The sequence below is a fragment of the Mycobacterium sp. genome, assembly GCF_032159775.1.
GTDB lineage: Bacteria > Actinomycetota > Actinomycetes > Mycobacteriales > Mycobacteriaceae > Mycobacterium.
In genome coordinates, this window is record NZ_JAVHWK010000054.1 from 1 (window position 1) to 15,049 (window position 15,049).

The following is a 15,049-nucleotide window of genomic DNA, read 5'->3' on the forward strand; positions in this document are numbered from 1 at the left end:
GGTGCCGTCGAGGTCGAAGATCACCAGCTGCGGCCGGGTAGCGGCGGCGGTGTCGTCCAGGGTCGTCACGCATCCATTGTCTCCGACGGCGCATTAGTGTCGTGATGTGGCAAGTCGAACCCGCGGAGCCGAGGCATGAGCGCCAGGTTGTCCGACGTCATCGATGTGCTTGAAGCTGCATATCCGCCGATGCTCGCACAGGATTGGGACTCGGTCGGCCTTGTCTGCGGCGATCCGGACGACGACGTCGACTCGGTGACGATCGCCGTCGACGCCACCGCGGCCGTCATCGACGAGGTGCCCGACCGCGGGCTGCTGCTGGCACACCATCCTCTACTGCTGCGCGGCGTCGACACCGTCGCCGCGAGCACGGCCAAAGGTGCACTGTTGCACCGGATGATCCGCACCGGGCGGGCGCTGTTCACCGCCCACACCAACGCCGACTCCGCAGCCCCCGGCGTGTCGGATGCCCTTGCCGACGCACTCGGACTGACCGTGCAGGAGGTGCTGGCACCGGTGGGGGGCGGTCAGGACAATGACAAGTGGGTGGTCTTCGTTCCCGCCGGGAGCGCCGACGAGGTGCGCGAGGCGATGTTCGCCGCGGGCGCCGGGCACATCGGTGACTACTCGCATTGCAGCTGGGGCGTCGCAGGTACCGGCCAGTTCCTGCCGCACGAGGGCGCGTCGCCGACAATCGGCAGCGTCGGATCCGTCGAACGGGTGGCAGAAGACCGTCTGGAGATGATTGCACCCGCCCCGCTACGGGGCCATGTGCTTGCCGCACTGCGAACCGCGCACCCCTATGAGGAGCCCGCGTTCGACATCTTCGCGATGGCGTCGGTGCCCGAGGATGTCGGACTCGGCCGCATCGGAACGCTGGCGACACCACAGACGTTGGCGGCGTTCGTTTCTCGCGTGCACGATGCGCTGCCTCCTACGTCGTGGGGGATTCGTGCGCTGGGGGAGGACGACGCCGAGGTGTCGCGGGTGGCGGTGTGCGGTGGCGCCGGCGACTCGCTGCTGGACGTCGTCGCGCGAGCAGACGTCGACGCCTACGTGACGGCGGACCTGCGGCACCATCCTGCAGACGAACATCGGCGGCGTTCCGACGTCGCGCTGATCGACGTCGCTCACTGGGCCAGCGAGTACCCGTGGTGCAATCAGGCCGCCGGCCTGTTGCGAGACCATTTCGGCGACTCGCTACCGGTGCGGGTTTCCGCCATCCGCACCGATCCGTGGAACATCGAGAGAAACGGTCTATGAAAGCTGAAGTCATCCAACAGCGTTCGCTGCTCGAACTGGCAGATCTTGACGCCGAGCTGAGCCGGATCGAACACAAGTCCAGCCATCTGCCCGAGCAGCAGCGCTACGAGAAGGCCCAGGCGGACCACCGTGAGGCCAACGACAGGCTCGCGTCGCTGCGTTTGGCGCTCGACGACCTCGACGCTCAGATCGGCAAGTTCGAGTCCGAGATCGAAGCTGTGCGTAGCCGCGAGGACAAGGACCGCAACTTGCTCGACGGGGGCGCCATCAACGCAAAGCAGCTCGCCGACCTGCAGCACGAGTTGGAGACGCTGCAACGCAGGCAGTCCAGCCTGGAGGACTCTCTGCTCGAGGTGATGGAGCGTCGTGAAGAGCTACAGACCCAGCAGGACAACGAACTCACCACGATCGACGAACTGGAAAGTGAGCTGTACGAAGCACAGCGGGCGCGCGACGACGCGCTCGCGGTGATTGATCAGGATCGACACCAACGCATCTCGCGGCGCGACGAATTGGCCTCCGGACTCGACGCAGGTCTGGTGTCGCTGTACGAGCGGCAGCGTGCCAACGGCGGCCCGGGCGCGGGCCGCCTGCAGGGCCGCCGGTGCGGAGCGTGCCGGATCGAGATCGATCGCGGTGAGCTGGCCCGTATCGCCGCGGCCGCTGACGATGAGGTGCTGCGCTGCCCCGAGTGCGGAGCAATCCTGTTGCGGGTCAAGGACGGCAACTAGTGAAGGTGATCGTCGAGGCCGACGGCGGGTCTCGCGGCAACCCCGGGCCTGCGGGGTATGGGTCGGTGGTATGGACAGCCGATCGCGAGAACGTGCTGGCGGAGAGCAAGCAGGCGATCGGTCATGCCACCAACAACGTCGCCGAATACCGCGGCCTGATCGCCGGACTCGAGGAGGCGGCCAAGGTGGGCGCGAGCGAGGTCGACGTCCGGATGGATTCGAAACTGGTGGTCGAGCAGATGTCGGGCCGCTGGCAGGTCAAACACCCCGACCTGAAGACGCTCATTGAGCAGGCCAAGGCGGTCGCGACGACGTTCGACCGCATCAGCTACGCGTGGATCCCGCGAGCCGAGAACTCGCACGCGGACCGCCTTGCCAACGAGGCGATGGACGCGGCGGCCGAACTAAAGAAACAGGAACCGGCTGAGTCGGCCGTCTCGTCCACCCAGACAGCGTTTTCACCCGCGGGCTGGACCGGCGCCCGTGGCGCCCCAACCCGATTCTTGTTGCTCCGCCACGGGCAGACCGAACTATCGACGCAACGACGGTATTCCGGTCGCGGGAACCCGGCCCTGACCGATATCGGCCAGCGGCAGGCCGAGGCCGCTGCGCAGCATCTCGGCCGGCGTGGCGGGGTGGACGCAGTCATCACATCACCCTTGCAACGGGCCTATGACACGGCGGCAAAGGCCGCCAAGGCCCTCGGTCTCGACGTCAACGTCGACGACGATCTGATCGAAACGGATTTCGGCGCATGGGAGGGTCTCACCTTCTCCGAAGCTGCCGACCGAGACCCGAAGTTGCACCGAAGCTGGTTGCGCGACACCAGCATCCCGCCCCCCGCGGGCGAGAGCTTCGACAGCGTCGCAGAGCGCGTTGCGCGGGTGCGGGCCAGGATCATCGCCGAGCACGCGGGTGAGACGGTGCTCGTCGTATCGCACGTGACGCCGATCAAGACGATGCTGCGGCTGGCGCTAGACGCCGGGCCGGGGATCCTGTACCGGTTGCATCTGGACCTCGCGTCACTGTCGATCGCCGAGTTCTACCCCGACGGGGCGGCATCGGTGCGGTTGGTGAACGAGACGTCGTACCTCTCGTCACTCATGTAAGTGCAGACGTTCGCCGTGCATGCCGAAGATCATGATCGCCTCTACCGGTCCGTCTGCAGCGCCGAACCAGTGCGGCGTCCACGTGCTGAATTCGACGGCCTCGCCCGGTTCGATGACGAAGTCGCGCTCGCCGAGGATCAGCCGCATTCGACCCGAGAGCACATACGTCCAGTCCTGCCCTTCGTGGACGGGCAACTCGGCGGGCGGTTTTCGGCGTTTGGCGGCGATTCGGATGTTGAACGCGTGCAGGCCGCCTGCGGCTGCCTGACGGGTGAGCGGCCAGTACGTGATGTCGTTGTGCGTGTGCGAACTACCGCGGACTCGCGGATCGGGCGCCTCAGGCGCCCGCAGCAGTTCGTCGGCGCTGACCGACAACGCTTCTGCGAGGCGGGGGAGATGGTCGAGGGCGAGCCGTCGCTTGCCCGACTCGAGCCTGCTGAGGGTGGACACGTCGATGCGTGCATCACGCGCCACGTCCTCGAGCGTCAGGCCGCGCTGGATCCTCAGTTCGCGCAGCCGACGCCGGACTCGCAGGTCAATATCGTTTTCAATTGCTGTGTTTGCCTGCATGGCAAATTACATTGGCAGATCCAGGTCCGCGCGGCAAGCTGGCGGCATGAACGAAACGAAGGCGCACTGGGAAGAGCACTACGGAGAACGTGATCGGGTCTGGAGTGGTCTTGTCAATGTCCAATTCGCCGACGTAGCGGCCGATCTGCCGCCGGGCCGGGCGCTCGACCTCGGCTGCGGTGAGGGTGCCGACTCGGTGTGGCTCGCCGAGCGGGGCTGGAACGTCGTCGCGGTCGACATCTCCGAAACCGCGTTGAGTCGCGCCAGGGAGGCGGCGAGATCGCGCGGCGTCAGCGACCGTATCGACTTCGTCGCGCTCGACCTCTCCGACGGCTTTCCCGATGGCGAATTCGACCTGATCTCAGCGCAATTCCTGCATTCCACCGTCCGGCTGGACCGGACGACGATCCTTGCCAGGGCGGCGCGGGCCGTTCGCCCCGGTGGGCTGCTGGTCATCGTCGACCACGGTTCGGGCCCGCCATGGCCCTCCAAGCTGGATCACCATCACGAATTCCCAAGCGCCGAAGAGGTGGTCGCCGGTCTGAATCTCGCCGACGAGGAATACGAGCGAGTCCGTATCGACGCCGTCGAGAGGCTGGCCGTGGGTCCCGACGGGCAGCAGCATCCGTGGATGGACAACGTCATCGTGCTGCGCCGACGGGAGTCGCCCTAGACGGTCGGCTTCCAGGAGTGATGGCCCGCAATGCCGACGGACAGTCCGGCCGCCCGTAGATTCTCGTCCCGCGGTGCCCACCGACCGTGCCGCGAACCCTCATGCGGCGTCGTGGAATACGAGGCCGAGCGTGAACCGCTCGCCGGAGCGAACCGCCGAAACGCCGTGCCGAACAGGGGCGGCCGACCAGCCCCTTGTCGACTGCACCGGACGCTCGCGGGTGGTGAAGACGAAACCGTGCCCGTGCGGCAGCAGCGTGGCGGTGCCTCGCGACTGTGCGCGCGGTCGCTGCTCCAGCAGCAGGAACTCACCGCCGGTGTGGTCGACGCCGGGCTCGGAAAGATTGATCACCACTTGCAGTGGAAAAACCAAGTCTCCGTACAGATCTCGATGCAGCGCATTCCAGTCGCCCGACCCGTACTTGAGGAGGATCGCCGTTGACCTCATCTGGCCGGCGGCATGGCACATCTCGAGCCAGTCGTCCAGGTTGTCGGGCCACGGCGTCGCGCGGCCGAGCTTGCTCCACCAGTCCCTCGCGATCGGCAGCAATCGTGGGTAGAGCGCCTGTTTGAGCTCGTCGATCGGCTCCGGATACGGCCGTGCGAAGTACCGGTATTCGCCCTCACCGAACCGGTATCGACCCATTTCGATCGTTGCGCGAAAGAGCCCGTCCTCGGAGTAGAGGCTGCGAAGTTTCGCCGCCTCGGATGCCGTGAGCAGTTGGGGCAGAAGTGCACCGCCGAAATCGTCGAGCTCGGCGCCCACGGCATCCCAGTCGGCCGATGCGACACGCTTCTGCCATTTCGTCGCGGCCATCAGAACAACCGCTCGGCCCGGACTTCGGCCGGCTCTTCGAGATCGAGCAGGGATTTCTTGCGGTCGAGCCCTCCTGCGTACCCGGTCAGCTTGCCGTCTTTGCCGACGACCCGGTGACACGGAATCACGATGCAGAGCGGATTGCGGCCGACGGCGGCCCCGACTTCCTGAGGTGTGGACCCATCCGCGAGTTCTGCGGCGAGTTCACCGTAGGAGATGGTCTGGCCGTAGGGGATAGTCGTCAGCCGGTCCCATACCCGACGACGTAAAGCGTCGCCGCGAAGCATTGTCTGCAGATCGAAATCCGTCCTGTTGCCAGCCAGGTAGTCGTCGAGCTGCGCCCGCGATTCGGCCAGCAGGGCGTCAGAGTCCGCATCCACCCGTGGTCCGAACGTATCCGTGGACGGCCGGTACCAGTGGTGGCGGAAGTACAGGCCAATCAGTGCATCGCCGTCGGCGACCAATGTGAGGTCGCCCAGCGGGCTGTCGATCACCGTATGTCTTGTGGTCATACCCAGTAGACGATCGGCGCGACGGGGGCGTGAGATCTGGTGATCGTCTTGGACAGAGTTCGTGTCGGTGCAGCGGCGTACATTCGAATGTATGTTCGATTCGTTGTTCGCGGCGACATCTGACGAGGAACTTCTCGTCGCGATCGAGGACGGCGTGCGCCAAGAAGCGATCGCCGGTGCACGGCGGTTGGCCGCGATCGCCGAGCTGACTCGCCGCCGCGTTGAGCCGGATGACGAACGGGTGTGGTGGGCGTTCGACCCGTGGGATTCGGCGGCCGCTGAAGTGGCCGCGGCCATGGCGATCGGGGCCCGGCGCGCCTCAGGACAGATGCGCATCGCCGAAGCGCTGCGCGAACACCTGCCCCAGGTCGCCGCTCTGCACTGTAAGGGCGCGTTGAGTAGCCGGCTGGTTGCGACGATCACCTGGGGCACCCGGCTGGTGCAAGGCGACGAGGCGTGGGCGCTCATCGACGCCGCGATTGCCAGGCGCGCCATCACCTGGGAGCGCCTGTCCGAAGACAAGCTGCGCGCCGCCGTGGAGGCCCAGGTGGCCCGATATGATCCCGACGCAAAACGCCGCACCGAGACTAATCTGCACGGGCGCGATTTCGTCATCGGCGCCTGTGATGACGACACCGAGACTGTGTCGGTGTACGGGCGGCTGATGGCCCCCGACGCCGCGGTGATGAAACAGCGCATGACCGCGATGGTCGACGGGCTATGCGCCGCCGATCCGCGCAGCGCGGGGGAGCGCCGCTCTGATGCCGCCGCCGCGATCGCCAACGGTAACGACACCCTGGCCTGCCGGTGCGGCTCACCGCACTGCCCCACCGCCGAATTCACACCGAAGTCCAACGTAGTGATCCGGGTGATCGCCGAACAAACCGCGCTCACCCACGCCAAGGCACAACAGCCCGCTACTACCGAAGATCCCGTACCCGAGGTCAAGCAACGGCCGCCGGCTCCGGCGTTGCTGCTGGGCCAGGGTGTGCTGCCGCACGCGCTGTTGGTCGAGGCGATCCGCAACGGCGCGACCATCAAACCGATCCGCACCCCGAGTGCGGAGCCCGAACCGCGATATCGGCCCAGCGACGAGCTGGCCGAGTTCGTCCGGATGCGAGATCTGTTCTGCCGATTCCCCGGCTGTGACGTGGCCGCGGACCGGTGCGACCTCGACCATGTCCGGCCGTGGCCGTGGGGGCCGACGCACGCATCAAATCTGAATTGCAAATGCCGCAAACACCACTTGATGAAAACGTTCTGGACCGGCATCGGTGGCTGGGCTGACCAACAGCTCCCTGACGGCACCGTGATCTGGACTGCCCCCAGCGTTAAGGCCTACACCACCCACCCCGGCAGCCGGCTGTTCTTCCCCAAGTGGGATGTCACCACCGCCGAACTACCGCCCATCTCAAAACCACCACCCGACGCCGAACATCGCGGCGTGATGATGCCGCGTCGAAAACGCACCCGAGCCGCCGACCTCGCCGCGGCCATCCAAGCCGAACGCGACCTCAACGAGCGCGACATCCCTCCGTTTTAGGAAGGCGGCTTCCAAGGGGTGAGCCGCGGCGTCCATGCGGGCACATTCCGGCGGTACTCCTCGTATTGCTCGCCGTAAGTGCTCGCCAGGGTGGGCTCTTCGTACCAGTGCACGAATGATGCCGTGACCATCCACCCGATCACTGCATAGACGACGAGCCAGATGCTGTCGAAAAGCAAAGCCTGCCCCAGGATTGCGGTCAGCAGACCGGCATACATCGGGTTGCGGACGAATCGGTTGAAGCCGGTGACGACCAGACGCTGGGTCGGTGCGATGGGCATCGGTGTCCCGCCCGCCCTGACGAACGCGGTGAACGCGTGCACGGGCGGGATGAGGCCAAGGACGATGAGCACCACCCCCAGGACGACCCGAAGCAGCGGGCCGGAACCTGGGATCTCCCAGTGGGTGATCAGCCAGGGGCCCAGTCCGACGAATGTTCCAGGCGCCGCGACGAAGAAGGCCGCTGACCCGACCGCTGCTGTGGAGGTTCGCACCGCCTAAGTATCAGGCCAACCCTGTGCAAGTTGCGTGAGACGGACGCTGTTCCCCGACGGGTCGCGAAACCCCGAGTCGATGCCGTACGGCATCTGGTTCGGTGGTTCGTTGAATTCGACTCCGCGGGCGGTCATCTCCTCGTAGGACTTGTCGATGTCGTCGGTGAGCAGGAACACCGTGCCCGCGAATCCCTTTGCGGTCAGCTCCAGCACCTGTTTGCGAGTGGACTCGTCCATCACCGGCTCACCAGGAACGGCCATCAGCACCAGGTTGACGTCGTCTTGTCCGGGCGGACCGACCGTCAACCAACGGAAGTCGCCCATCTCCTCGGGGAACGACACATCCTCGCGCACCTCCATGCCGACCTTCTCGGTCCAGAACTTCAATGCGACTTCTTGATCATGCACCCACAGGTGGGCACTGCCGATTCTCATCATGGATACGACGCTACGGTCGGCCGGTGTGGCGCGTCTTCTCCCCGTGTGCTGTCTTGACCCGGCTGTCGGGCAGTGGGCGGGTGTCGCGCGCGAGAATGCAACTGGGCACCCGCGCGTACATCACTGCGGGCGGCATGCTCGCGCGATAGGCGGCCGGCGGCATCCCGTACACGCGGGCGAAACTCGTGGTGAACGACCCGACGCTCTGCAGGCCCACCATCACGCAGATGTCGGCCACCGACCGGTCGGTGTAACGCAACAGCGCAGCGGCCCGCTCCAGCCGTCGCGTTTGCAGGTAGGACCGCGGCGACTCGCCGAAGGTGCGGGTGAACATCCGGCTGAAATGGGCTCGCGACAGACCTGCCGCGGTGGCCAGATCCTCCACCGTGATCGGGTCGGCGTAGCGCGAATCCACCAGATCCTTGGCCCGCTGAAGGTAGCGGGCGGGCGACACCTGCACCATCGGAATATTATGTACGGGCGAACGAGTTGGCCGGGCGGCCGCGGGTCGTCGAAAGGCGACTCGAGGAAAGTCCGGACTTCACAGAGCAGGGTGATTGCTAACGGCAATCCGAGGTGACTCGCGGGAAAGTGCCACAGAGAACAGACCGCCACCTGTTGGTGGTAAGGGTGAAACGGTGCGGTAAGAGCGCACCAGCATTCCGGGTGACCGGGATGGCTTGGCAAACCCCACCCGAAGCAAGGCCAAAAGGCCGCACCTGGTGTGGCTGCGCAGGCGTTCGAGGGCTGCTCGCCCGAGCCTGCGGGTAGGCCGCTCGAGGCACCCGGCGACGGTGTGCCCAGATGGATGGTCGCCGCCTTACCACCGTGGTATCCCGCGGCGGCGAGGGACAGAATCCGGCTTAAAGGCCAACTCGTTCGCCCCGTCTAGCGGGCCTTGCGTACCGACTTGTTCAGCTTCTTCAGCGCGCTGTCGAGTTGCCGGCGAGCGCTGCGCGCCAGGTCGTCCTCCTGTGCATACAACAGGCCGTAGGTGAACGTGTCCTCGCCTGCTCCATGAGCGGCGTCGGCCTGCTGGGCCAGGTGCGTGCGGCTGACCACGCTGTCTTGATGGTCGCCGAGCAGGGTCTGAATGCTTTTGGCCCGGTCAGACACTTTTTCAGCACCCGTTGCCGCCGCGGTGTAGCGAAGTCGCTTGGCGCCCTTACGGATTCGATGCAGGGCCTCGTCGCGGTCCTCGTCGACGGCGGCGGCCGCCCGCTTCGCCGCTTTACGTACTCGCTTATAGGCCGAGTCGAGGGTGACGTTCACCTCTTCCTCGCCTCCGGCAGTCGGCGTCGGTGTGGCGGCAACCAACCCGTCGAGTGCGTCGAGCAGACGGAAATAGCGTTCCGATCGCATCGCGATCAATGACCGCCGCAGCCCGGACTGATAGCGCCGCTTGGCACCATCCACCAACCGCTTGCGGATCGGGCCGCGGATCAAGTCGTCTGGCAGGTCGTTCAGGGCGCGTTCGTACCGTTGCGCGAGCACCTCGGCGTCGCGCGCAACACCCAGCACACTTGCGAGCTGACGCAGCTCGTCGAGGACCCACGCATCGCTGGAGATTCCGAAAGCACCCTCCGACGACTGCAGCAGGCTGCGTAGCTTGCGCGTCGTCACCCGCATCTGGTGCACCGAATCGTCGACATCTGCCCGTACCGAACGATCCCACTCGACCAACTGGTCCACCTGTTCGGCGACCGCGCGGTGGATCGGATCGGCCTTCGGCTTCTTGGGTGTCTCGTCGTCGTGGGCGCCGGCCAGCACCCGTGCGAGTTTGGATCCATGCCCTGCAGGCGCCGCACCGGCGTCGAGAAGGCGGTTGGCCAGCCGGTCCAACAGGTCCGGTGACGCCGACGCGCCCTCGACCAATTCCAGCTCCCACTCGCGCCACCGCTGGGGCTCGCCCCCACCGGCCGACGCAACCACCTTGTCGTCGCTGAACTCGGCGATTGGGCAGCCGTCGGCGCCGAAGAGCAGATCGACGGTCCTGTCGGTCGAGATTCGGGCGACGGGTCGAAGTGGCCGGTCGCGAACGATGGCGAGCACGACGTCTCGCAGATCGGCAGGCACGTCGCCGTCGACACCCTCGTCCAGCGGAGACCGCACCTCCGTACGGGTATCCGGGCCCGCGGGCAGCTTGAGATGCCAACCGGCATCGGACCCGCCGGTACGCCTACGCAGCGTCACACGGTGGGCCGTCAGGTCGTGTCCGGCAGTGTCGAAGTAGACGGCCTCGAGTTGCTGCGACGGCAACCGCTCCACCCGTGTCACCGCCGAAAGCCCCTCGAACGACGGTGAAACCGTCGCTTCGACCACGTCGAACTTCCGCTCCACCTCGGTGTGCCGGGACGTCTTCGGCCTACTGGCAGCCATCTCCACCTTCGTCGCGAGTGCCTTGGACAGCCCAGCGTGCCATATGCGGGTGAACAGGCCATCCCGGCTCGCAGATAAAGTCCAGGGTGTGACCGAATACGAGACCATCACGCTCGAGCAGTCCGGCCCGATCGCGCGAATCACCCTGAACCGGCCCGACGCGGCAAACGGCATGAACAACACCATGACTCGTGAGCTCGCCGACGCCGCTGCTCTCTGCGACACCGATGGGACGAAGGTTGTGCTCCTGACGGGCTCCGGCCGATTCTTCTGCGCAGGAGGTGATCTCAAGTCGTTTGCGACGGCGCCCAGTCGCGGACGCCACATCAAGGGCGTTGCCGATGACCTGCATCGCGCCATCTCGACGTTCGCACGCATGGACGCGGTGCTCATCACGGCCGTCAACGGAACTGCCGCCGGCGCCGGCTTCTCGCTTGCGGTCACCGGCGACCTCATCCTGGCCGCCGAGTCGGCGTCGTTCACGATGGCCTACACCAAGGTCGGGCTCAGTCCGGACGGCAGCTCGTCGTATTTCCTGCCCCGGTTGATCGGTATCGCCAAGACGAAGGAGTTGATGCTGACCAACCGCACGCTCTCTGCCGATGAGGCGTCACGGTGGGGGTTGATCACCGAGGTGGTGCCCGACGGTGAGCTGGCCACCAGAGCCGATCAACTGGCCGGCCAAATGGCAGTCACCGCAAGCGGATCCAATGGCGGCGTCAAGCAGCTGATGTTGGCAACGTTCTCCAGCGGTCTGGAGGAACAGATGGAATTGGAGGGCCGCATCATCGCCGGGCGCGCCGAATCCGCCGACGGGCGCGAAGGCGTCGACGCCTTCATGGCGAAGCGGAAACCCGAGTTCGCGTAACGCGCTTAGAAGCTGTGCTCCTCAGCAGGAAAGGCACCGCTGGCCACCTCGTTGGCGTACTGCGTTGCGGCGCTGCGTAATTCCGCACCGACATCGCCGAATCGCTTGACGAACTTGGCGGTCTTGCCGTTGGTCATGCCCGCCATGTCCTGCCAAACCAGCACCTGCGCATCGCAGTTGGGTCCCGCTCCGATTCCCACGGTCGGGATGGTCAGCTTGCCGGTGATCTGGGTGGCCAGTTCCGCGGGCACCATCTCGAGGACGACGGCTACCGCACCGGCCTCCTGGACGGCAATCGCGTCATGAATGGTCTGCTCGGCGGCGTCGCCGCGGCCCTGAACCCGGAAGCCGCCGAGGCCGTTGACGCTCTGCGGCGTGAATCCGATGTGGGCGATGACCGGGATGCCGGCCTGCGTCAGCGCCGCGACCTGGTCGGCCACCCGCTCGCCACCCTCCAGCTTGACCGCGTGCGCACCCGTCTCCTTGAGGAAGCGTGTCGCGGTCTCCAGCGCCTGCTGCGGGCCGGCCTCATAGCTGCCGAACGGCAGGTCGGCGACCACCAGCGCGTGCGGCGCACCGCGCACCACACCGCGGACCAGCGGAATCAATTCGTCGATGGTCACCGGCACGGTGGTGTCGTATCCGTACACCACGTTGGCCGCGGAGTCGCCGACCAGGAGCACCGGGATGCACGCGTCATCGAAAACGCGGGCGGTGGAGTAGTCGTAAGCGGTCAGCATGGCCCACTTATGGCCTTCTGATTTCCACTTGTGCAGGTGATGGGTGCGGACCTTGGTACGTGGCTTGGTTTCGGCAGCACCATAAACAGTTTGTTCAGACATCGTTGTCCCTTTGTCTGTTCTGTCGATCCTCGTGGCCCATTGCGGGTCCCCGGGTTCTTCTGACCCCTTCAGTGTGCCACCACCTGGCAAGAAGGTGAACATCAGGTTAAGTGGATTTCCTCACATTACGATCGCCACATGCAACGGCTCAGTGGTCTCGACGCAAGCTTCCTGTACCTCGAAACCGCAGCGCAGCCTATGCACGTGTGCTCGATTCTGGAGTTGGACACCTCGACGATCCCCGGCGGCTACACCTTCGACCGGATGCGCGACGAACTCGGCCTGCGCATCAAGGCGATGCCGCAATTCCGCGAGAAGCTCGCCGACAGCCGGTTCAACCCCGACCACCCGGTATGGGTGGAGGACGCAGACTTCGACGTGGACCGCCACCTGCACCGCATCGGGCTCCCATCGCCAGGAGGACGCCAGGAACTGGCCGAGATCTGCGGCCACATCGCGTCGCTGCCGCTGGACCGGACGAGGCCACTGTGGGAGATGTGGGTCATCGAAAACATCGCGGGTACCGACGCCCACGGCGGCGGCCGACTCGCGGTCATGACGAAGGTGCACCATGCGGGCGTCGACGGGGTGACAGGGGCCAACCTGATGTCGCAGCTGTGCAGCACCGAACCCGAAGCGCCCGCCCCCGAACCGGTGGAAGGGGTCGGCGGGGGAAGCGGGCTGGAGATCGCCGTCAGCGGAGCGTTCAAGTTCGCCACCCGGCCACTGAAGCTCGTCAACGTGGTGCCGAGCACGCTGTCCACAGTGGTCGACACCGTGAAGCGGGCCAGAGGCGGGTTCGCGATGAAGTCACCGTTCGTCGCGCCGAAAACGGCGTTCAACGCCAATGTGACCGGCCACCGCAACATCGCCTTTGCGCAACTGGACCTCGAGGACGTCAAGAAGGTGAAGGACCATTTCGGCGTCAAGGTCAACGACGTCGTCATGGCACTGGTATCAAGCACGCTGCGGAAGTTTCTCGAGGACCGCGGCGAGCTGCCGGACTCGACTCTCGTTGCGATGATTCCGGTTTCGGTACATGACAAGTCTGACCGGCCGGGCCGTAATCAGGTTTCGGGCATGTTCGCCAGCCTGGAAACCGACATCGATTCGCCCGCCGAACGGCTGAAGTCCATCGCCGAAGCGAATTCCGTTGCCAAGCAACACAGCTCGGCGATCGGTGCGACACTCCTGCAGGACTGGACTCAGTTCGCCGCGCCTGCGGTGTTCGGTGTGGCGATGCGGCTCTACGCCAGCACGAATTTGGCCGCCGCGCGTCCCGTACACAATCTGGTCGTCTCCAACGTGCCGGGCCCACAGCTTCCGCTGTATTTCCTCGGGTCGGAGGTCAAGGCGATGTATCCGCTCGGGCCGATCTTTCACGGGTCCGGACTGAACATCACTGTGATGTCACTGAACGGCAAGCTCGACGTCGGCATCGTTTCCTGCCCGGAGCTTTTGCCCGACCTGTGGGATCTCGCCGACGACTTCGAGGTGGCGCTCGAAGAACTACTGGCCGCCGCGGGCTAGACCCGCCGGTCTAGCGGTCTGCCAGCATTGATGCATGCTCATGGCAGCATGTGGTGCCATGAGCCTGTCTAGGGGGATCCTTGCGGCCTGCCTGGCTGTGTTGCTGGTGGCGGGCTGCAGCAAGATGGTCGACGGGCAGCCCGTCGCCGCAGTGCCTCCGCCGGGCTCGCCGATTCGATGGGGCCCCTGCCCGAACGACGATCCGCAGGCCCCGATCCCGCCCGAGGCGGAATGCGGCAAGCTCTCTGTGCCGGTGGACTACACCAAGCCCGACGGCAATGTCGCACAGCTGGCGATGATCCGGTTCAGGGCCACCGGCGACAAGATCGGCTCGCTGGTAATCAATCCCGGCGGCCCAGGCGAATCGGGCGTCAAGTCGGCAGTCAACCTCGTCAACATGATGCCGCCGTCCGTGCGGGACCGCTTCGACCTGGTGGGGTTTGATCCGCGCGGCGTCGCGGGCTCCACGCCCGCGGTGCTGTGCAACTCCGACGCCGACAACGACCGGCTGCGGGCCGATCCTCAGGTCGACTATTCGCCGGAGGGCATCGCACACATCGACAACGAGACCAAGGCGTTCGTGCAGCGTTGTCTCGATAAGACGGGCAAGGAGTTCCTCGCCAACGTCGGCACCGCCAGCGTGGTCAAGGATCTCGATGCGATTCGGGTCGCAGTCGGCGACGACAAGCTGACGTATCTCGGTTATTCGTACGGCACCCGCATCGGCGGCAGCTACGCCGAGGAGTTCCCGCAAAACGTGCGTGCCATGGTGCTCGACGGGGCGATCGACCCCAATGCCGATCCAATCGAAGAGGATCTGCGTCAGACCGCGGCGTTTCAGAAAGCGTTCGACGACTACGCCGCGTTCTGCGCTGAAGATCCGACCTGCCCATTGGGCACGGACCCGGCGAAGGCAACGGATGTATACAAGAGTTTGGTCGATCCGCTGGTCGACAAGCCCGCCAAGACAGAGGACCCGCGCGGCCTCGCCTACAGCGACGCGATCATCGGCACGATTTTGCCGCTGTATTCGCCGAGCATCTGGCCTCGACTGACCAATGGTCTCAACGAGCTAAAGAATGGGAGCGGTGATGGACTGCTGTGGCTGGCAGACTTGTACATGCACCGCCGTCCCGACGGGACCTACGAAAACGCCACCGATGCGCGCGTCGCGGTCAACTGCGTCGACCAGCCGGCGATCACCGACCAGGCCAAGCTCGTCGACAAGGACCGTCGGTCGCGGGAGCTGGCGCCCTTCCTGAACTACGGCGAGTTCACGGG

General features: G+C 65.6%; 16 protein-coding genes and 1 other RNA gene. 9 read left to right on the forward strand and 8 right to left on the reverse strand.

What is annotated here, in order from left to right:
* The first annotated feature begins 135 nt into the window (after positions 1-135).
* The 3 genes from QOJ24_RS05720 to QOJ24_RS05730 are packed head-to-tail and all read left to right on the forward strand — an operon-like array spanning position 136 to position 3,103.
* Positions 136-1,263, forward strand: a complete 1,128-nt coding sequence (locus tag QOJ24_RS05720; RefSeq protein WP_526259968.1) for a Nif3-like dinuclear metal center hexameric protein — start codon at positions 136-138, stop codon at positions 1,261-1,263.
* Positions 1,260-1,994 carry a zinc ribbon domain-containing protein gene (locus tag QOJ24_RS05725; RefSeq protein WP_526259970.1) on the forward strand — a complete coding sequence of 245 codons (735 nt, stop codon included), beginning with the start codon at positions 1,260-1,262 and terminating at the stop codon, positions 1,992-1,994. The genes QOJ24_RS05720 and QOJ24_RS05725 overlap by 4 nt, the downstream gene beginning before the upstream one ends.
* A complete protein-coding gene (locus QOJ24_RS05730; RefSeq protein ID WP_526259972.1) occupies positions 1,994-3,103 on the forward strand; it encodes a bifunctional RNase H/acid phosphatase in 1,110 nt (369 codons plus the stop codon). The genes QOJ24_RS05725 and QOJ24_RS05730 overlap by 1 nt, the downstream gene beginning before the upstream one ends.
* Here the strand turns inward: QOJ24_RS05730 and relB are convergent.
* Positions 3,092-3,673 (reverse strand): type II toxin-antitoxin system RelB family anti-toxin, encoded by a 582-nt coding sequence (gene relB / locus QOJ24_RS05735; protein ID WP_526259973.1) that lies wholly within the window; start codon positions 3,671-3,673, stop codon positions 3,092-3,094. The genes QOJ24_RS05730 and relB overlap by 12 nt on opposite strands.
* 46 nt (positions 3,674-3,719) lie before the next feature.
* On the opposite strand from relB, the gene QOJ24_RS05740 reads away from it, so the two are divergent.
* Positions 3,720-4,346, forward strand: coding sequence for an SAM-dependent methyltransferase (locus QOJ24_RS05740; RefSeq protein ID WP_526259975.1), 627 nt, complete (start codon positions 3,720-3,722; stop codon positions 4,344-4,346).
* Positions 4,347-4,445: 99 nt separating this feature from the next.
* Here the strand turns inward: QOJ24_RS05740 and QOJ24_RS05745 are convergent, their stop codons facing one another.
* Both QOJ24_RS05745 and QOJ24_RS05750 read right to left on the reverse strand, forming a co-directional pair.
* Positions 4,446-5,162, reverse strand: coding sequence for a 2OG-Fe(II) oxygenase (locus QOJ24_RS05745; protein WP_526259977.1), 717 nt, complete (start codon positions 5,160-5,162; stop codon positions 4,446-4,448).
* A complete protein-coding gene (locus QOJ24_RS05750; RefSeq protein ID WP_526259979.1) occupies positions 5,162-5,674 on the reverse strand; it encodes a methylated-DNA--[protein]-cysteine S-methyltransferase in 513 nt (170 codons plus the stop codon). Before QOJ24_RS05750 ends, QOJ24_RS05745 begins: the two co-directional genes overlap by 1 nt.
* 91 nt (positions 5,675-5,765) lie before the next feature.
* Here QOJ24_RS05750 and QOJ24_RS05755 point away from each other — a divergent pair, with 91 nt between their 5' ends.
* A complete protein-coding gene (locus QOJ24_RS05755) occupies positions 5,766-7,217 on the forward strand; it encodes an HNH endonuclease signature motif containing protein (RefSeq protein ID WP_526259981.1) in 1,452 nt (483 codons plus the stop codon).
* On the opposite strand, the gene QOJ24_RS05760 is transcribed toward QOJ24_RS05755, so the two are convergent.
* From QOJ24_RS05760 to QOJ24_RS05770, 3 genes are read right to left on the reverse strand one after another with little or no spacing between them, the layout of a single operon-like run.
* Complete coding sequence (locus tag QOJ24_RS05760) at positions 7,214-7,711, reverse strand: methyltransferase family protein (protein ID WP_526259983.1); 498 nt, start codon at positions 7,709-7,711, stop codon at positions 7,214-7,216. The two genes, QOJ24_RS05755 and QOJ24_RS05760, sit on opposite strands and share 4 nt — an antisense overlap.
* A gap of 3 nt (positions 7,712-7,714) precedes the next feature.
* Positions 7,715-8,149, reverse strand: a complete 435-nt coding sequence (locus QOJ24_RS05765; protein WP_526259985.1) for a VOC family protein — start codon at positions 8,147-8,149, stop codon at positions 7,715-7,717.
* A 10-nt stretch (positions 8,150-8,159) separates the two neighbouring features.
* The gene (locus QOJ24_RS05770) at positions 8,160-8,612 is read right to left on the reverse strand and encodes a helix-turn-helix transcriptional regulator (RefSeq protein ID WP_526259987.1); all 453 of its coding nucleotides are present in this window, start codon (positions 8,610-8,612) and stop codon (positions 8,160-8,162) included.
* Positions 8,613-8,634: 22 nt separating this feature from the next.
* Between QOJ24_RS05770 and rnpB the strand changes: the two genes are divergently transcribed.
* Positions 8,635-9,031, forward strand: an RNA gene (gene rnpB, locus QOJ24_RS05775) — RNase P RNA component class A.
* A 6-nt stretch (positions 9,032-9,037) separates the two neighbouring features.
* On the opposite strand, the gene QOJ24_RS05780 is transcribed toward rnpB, so the two are convergent.
* A complete protein-coding gene (locus QOJ24_RS05780) occupies positions 9,038-10,528 on the reverse strand; it encodes a CYTH and CHAD domain-containing protein (protein ID WP_526259989.1) in 1,491 nt (496 codons plus the stop codon).
* Between the two features lie 88 nt (positions 10,529-10,616).
* Between QOJ24_RS05780 and QOJ24_RS05785 the strand changes: the two genes are divergently transcribed.
* Complete coding sequence (locus QOJ24_RS05785; protein WP_526259991.1) at positions 10,617-11,396, forward strand: enoyl-CoA hydratase/isomerase family protein; 780 nt, start codon at positions 10,617-10,619, stop codon at positions 11,394-11,396.
* 5 nt (positions 11,397-11,401) lie between these two features.
* On the opposite strand, the gene panB is transcribed toward QOJ24_RS05785, so the two are convergent.
* Positions 11,402-12,238: a 3-methyl-2-oxobutanoate hydroxymethyltransferase gene (gene panB, locus QOJ24_RS05790; RefSeq protein ID WP_526259993.1), complete on the reverse strand. Its 837-nt coding sequence runs from the start codon at positions 12,236-12,238 to the stop codon at positions 11,402-11,404.
* 198 nt (positions 12,239-12,436) lie between these two features.
* Between panB and QOJ24_RS05795 the strand changes: the two genes are divergently transcribed.
* Together QOJ24_RS05795 and QOJ24_RS05800 are read left to right on the forward strand one after the other, a co-directional pair.
* Positions 12,437-13,768 (forward strand): WS/DGAT/MGAT family O-acyltransferase, encoded by a 1,332-nt coding sequence (locus tag QOJ24_RS05795; protein WP_526259997.1) that lies wholly within the window; start codon positions 12,437-12,439, stop codon positions 13,766-13,768.
* Positions 13,769-13,826: 58 nt separating this feature from the next.
* The coding region (locus tag QOJ24_RS05800) for an alpha/beta fold hydrolase (protein ID WP_526259995.1) at positions 13,827-15,049 on the forward strand (1,223 nt) is incomplete at its 3' end.

Bases quoted from the DNA above. Each gene is read 5' to 3' on its own strand.
- QOJ24_RS05765 (WP_526259985.1), bottom strand. From the start codon at position 8,149: ATGATGAGAATCGGCAGTGCCCACCTGTGGGTGCATGATCAAGAAGTC.
- QOJ24_RS05725 (WP_526259970.1), top strand. From the start codon at position 1,260: ATGAAAGCTGAAGTCATCCAACAGCGTTCGCTGCTCGAACTGGCAGAT.
- QOJ24_RS05750 (WP_526259979.1), bottom strand. From the start codon at position 5,674: ATGACCACAAGACATACGGTGATCGACAGCCCGCTGGGCGACCTCACA.
- QOJ24_RS05720 (WP_526259968.1), top strand. From the start codon at position 136: ATGAGCGCCAGGTTGTCCGACGTCATCGATGTGCTTGAAGCTGCATAT.
- QOJ24_RS05770 (WP_526259987.1), bottom strand. From the start codon at position 8,612: ATGGTGCAGGTGTCGCCCGCCCGCTACCTTCAGCGGGCCAAGGATCTG.
- QOJ24_RS05745 (WP_526259977.1), bottom strand. From the start codon at position 5,162: ATGGCCGCGACGAAATGGCAGAAGCGTGTCGCATCGGCCGACTGGGAT.
- QOJ24_RS05740 (WP_526259975.1), top strand. From the start codon at position 3,720: ATGAACGAAACGAAGGCGCACTGGGAAGAGCACTACGGAGAACGTGAT.
- QOJ24_RS05755 (WP_526259981.1), top strand. From the start codon at position 5,766: ATGTTCGATTCGTTGTTCGCGGCGACATCTGACGAGGAACTTCTCGTC.
- QOJ24_RS05780 (WP_526259989.1), bottom strand. From the start codon at position 10,528: ATGGCTGCCAGTAGGCCGAAGACGTCCCGGCACACCGAGGTGGAGCGG.
- QOJ24_RS05795 (WP_526259997.1), top strand. From the start codon at position 12,437: ATGCACGTGTGCTCGATTCTGGAGTTGGACACCTCGACGATCCCCGGC.
- panB (WP_526259993.1), bottom strand. From the start codon at position 12,238: ATGTCTGAACAAACTGTTTATGGTGCTGCCGAAACCAAGCCACGTACC.
- relB (WP_526259973.1), bottom strand. From the start codon at position 3,673: ATGCAGGCAAACACAGCAATTGAAAACGATATTGACCTGCGAGTCCGG.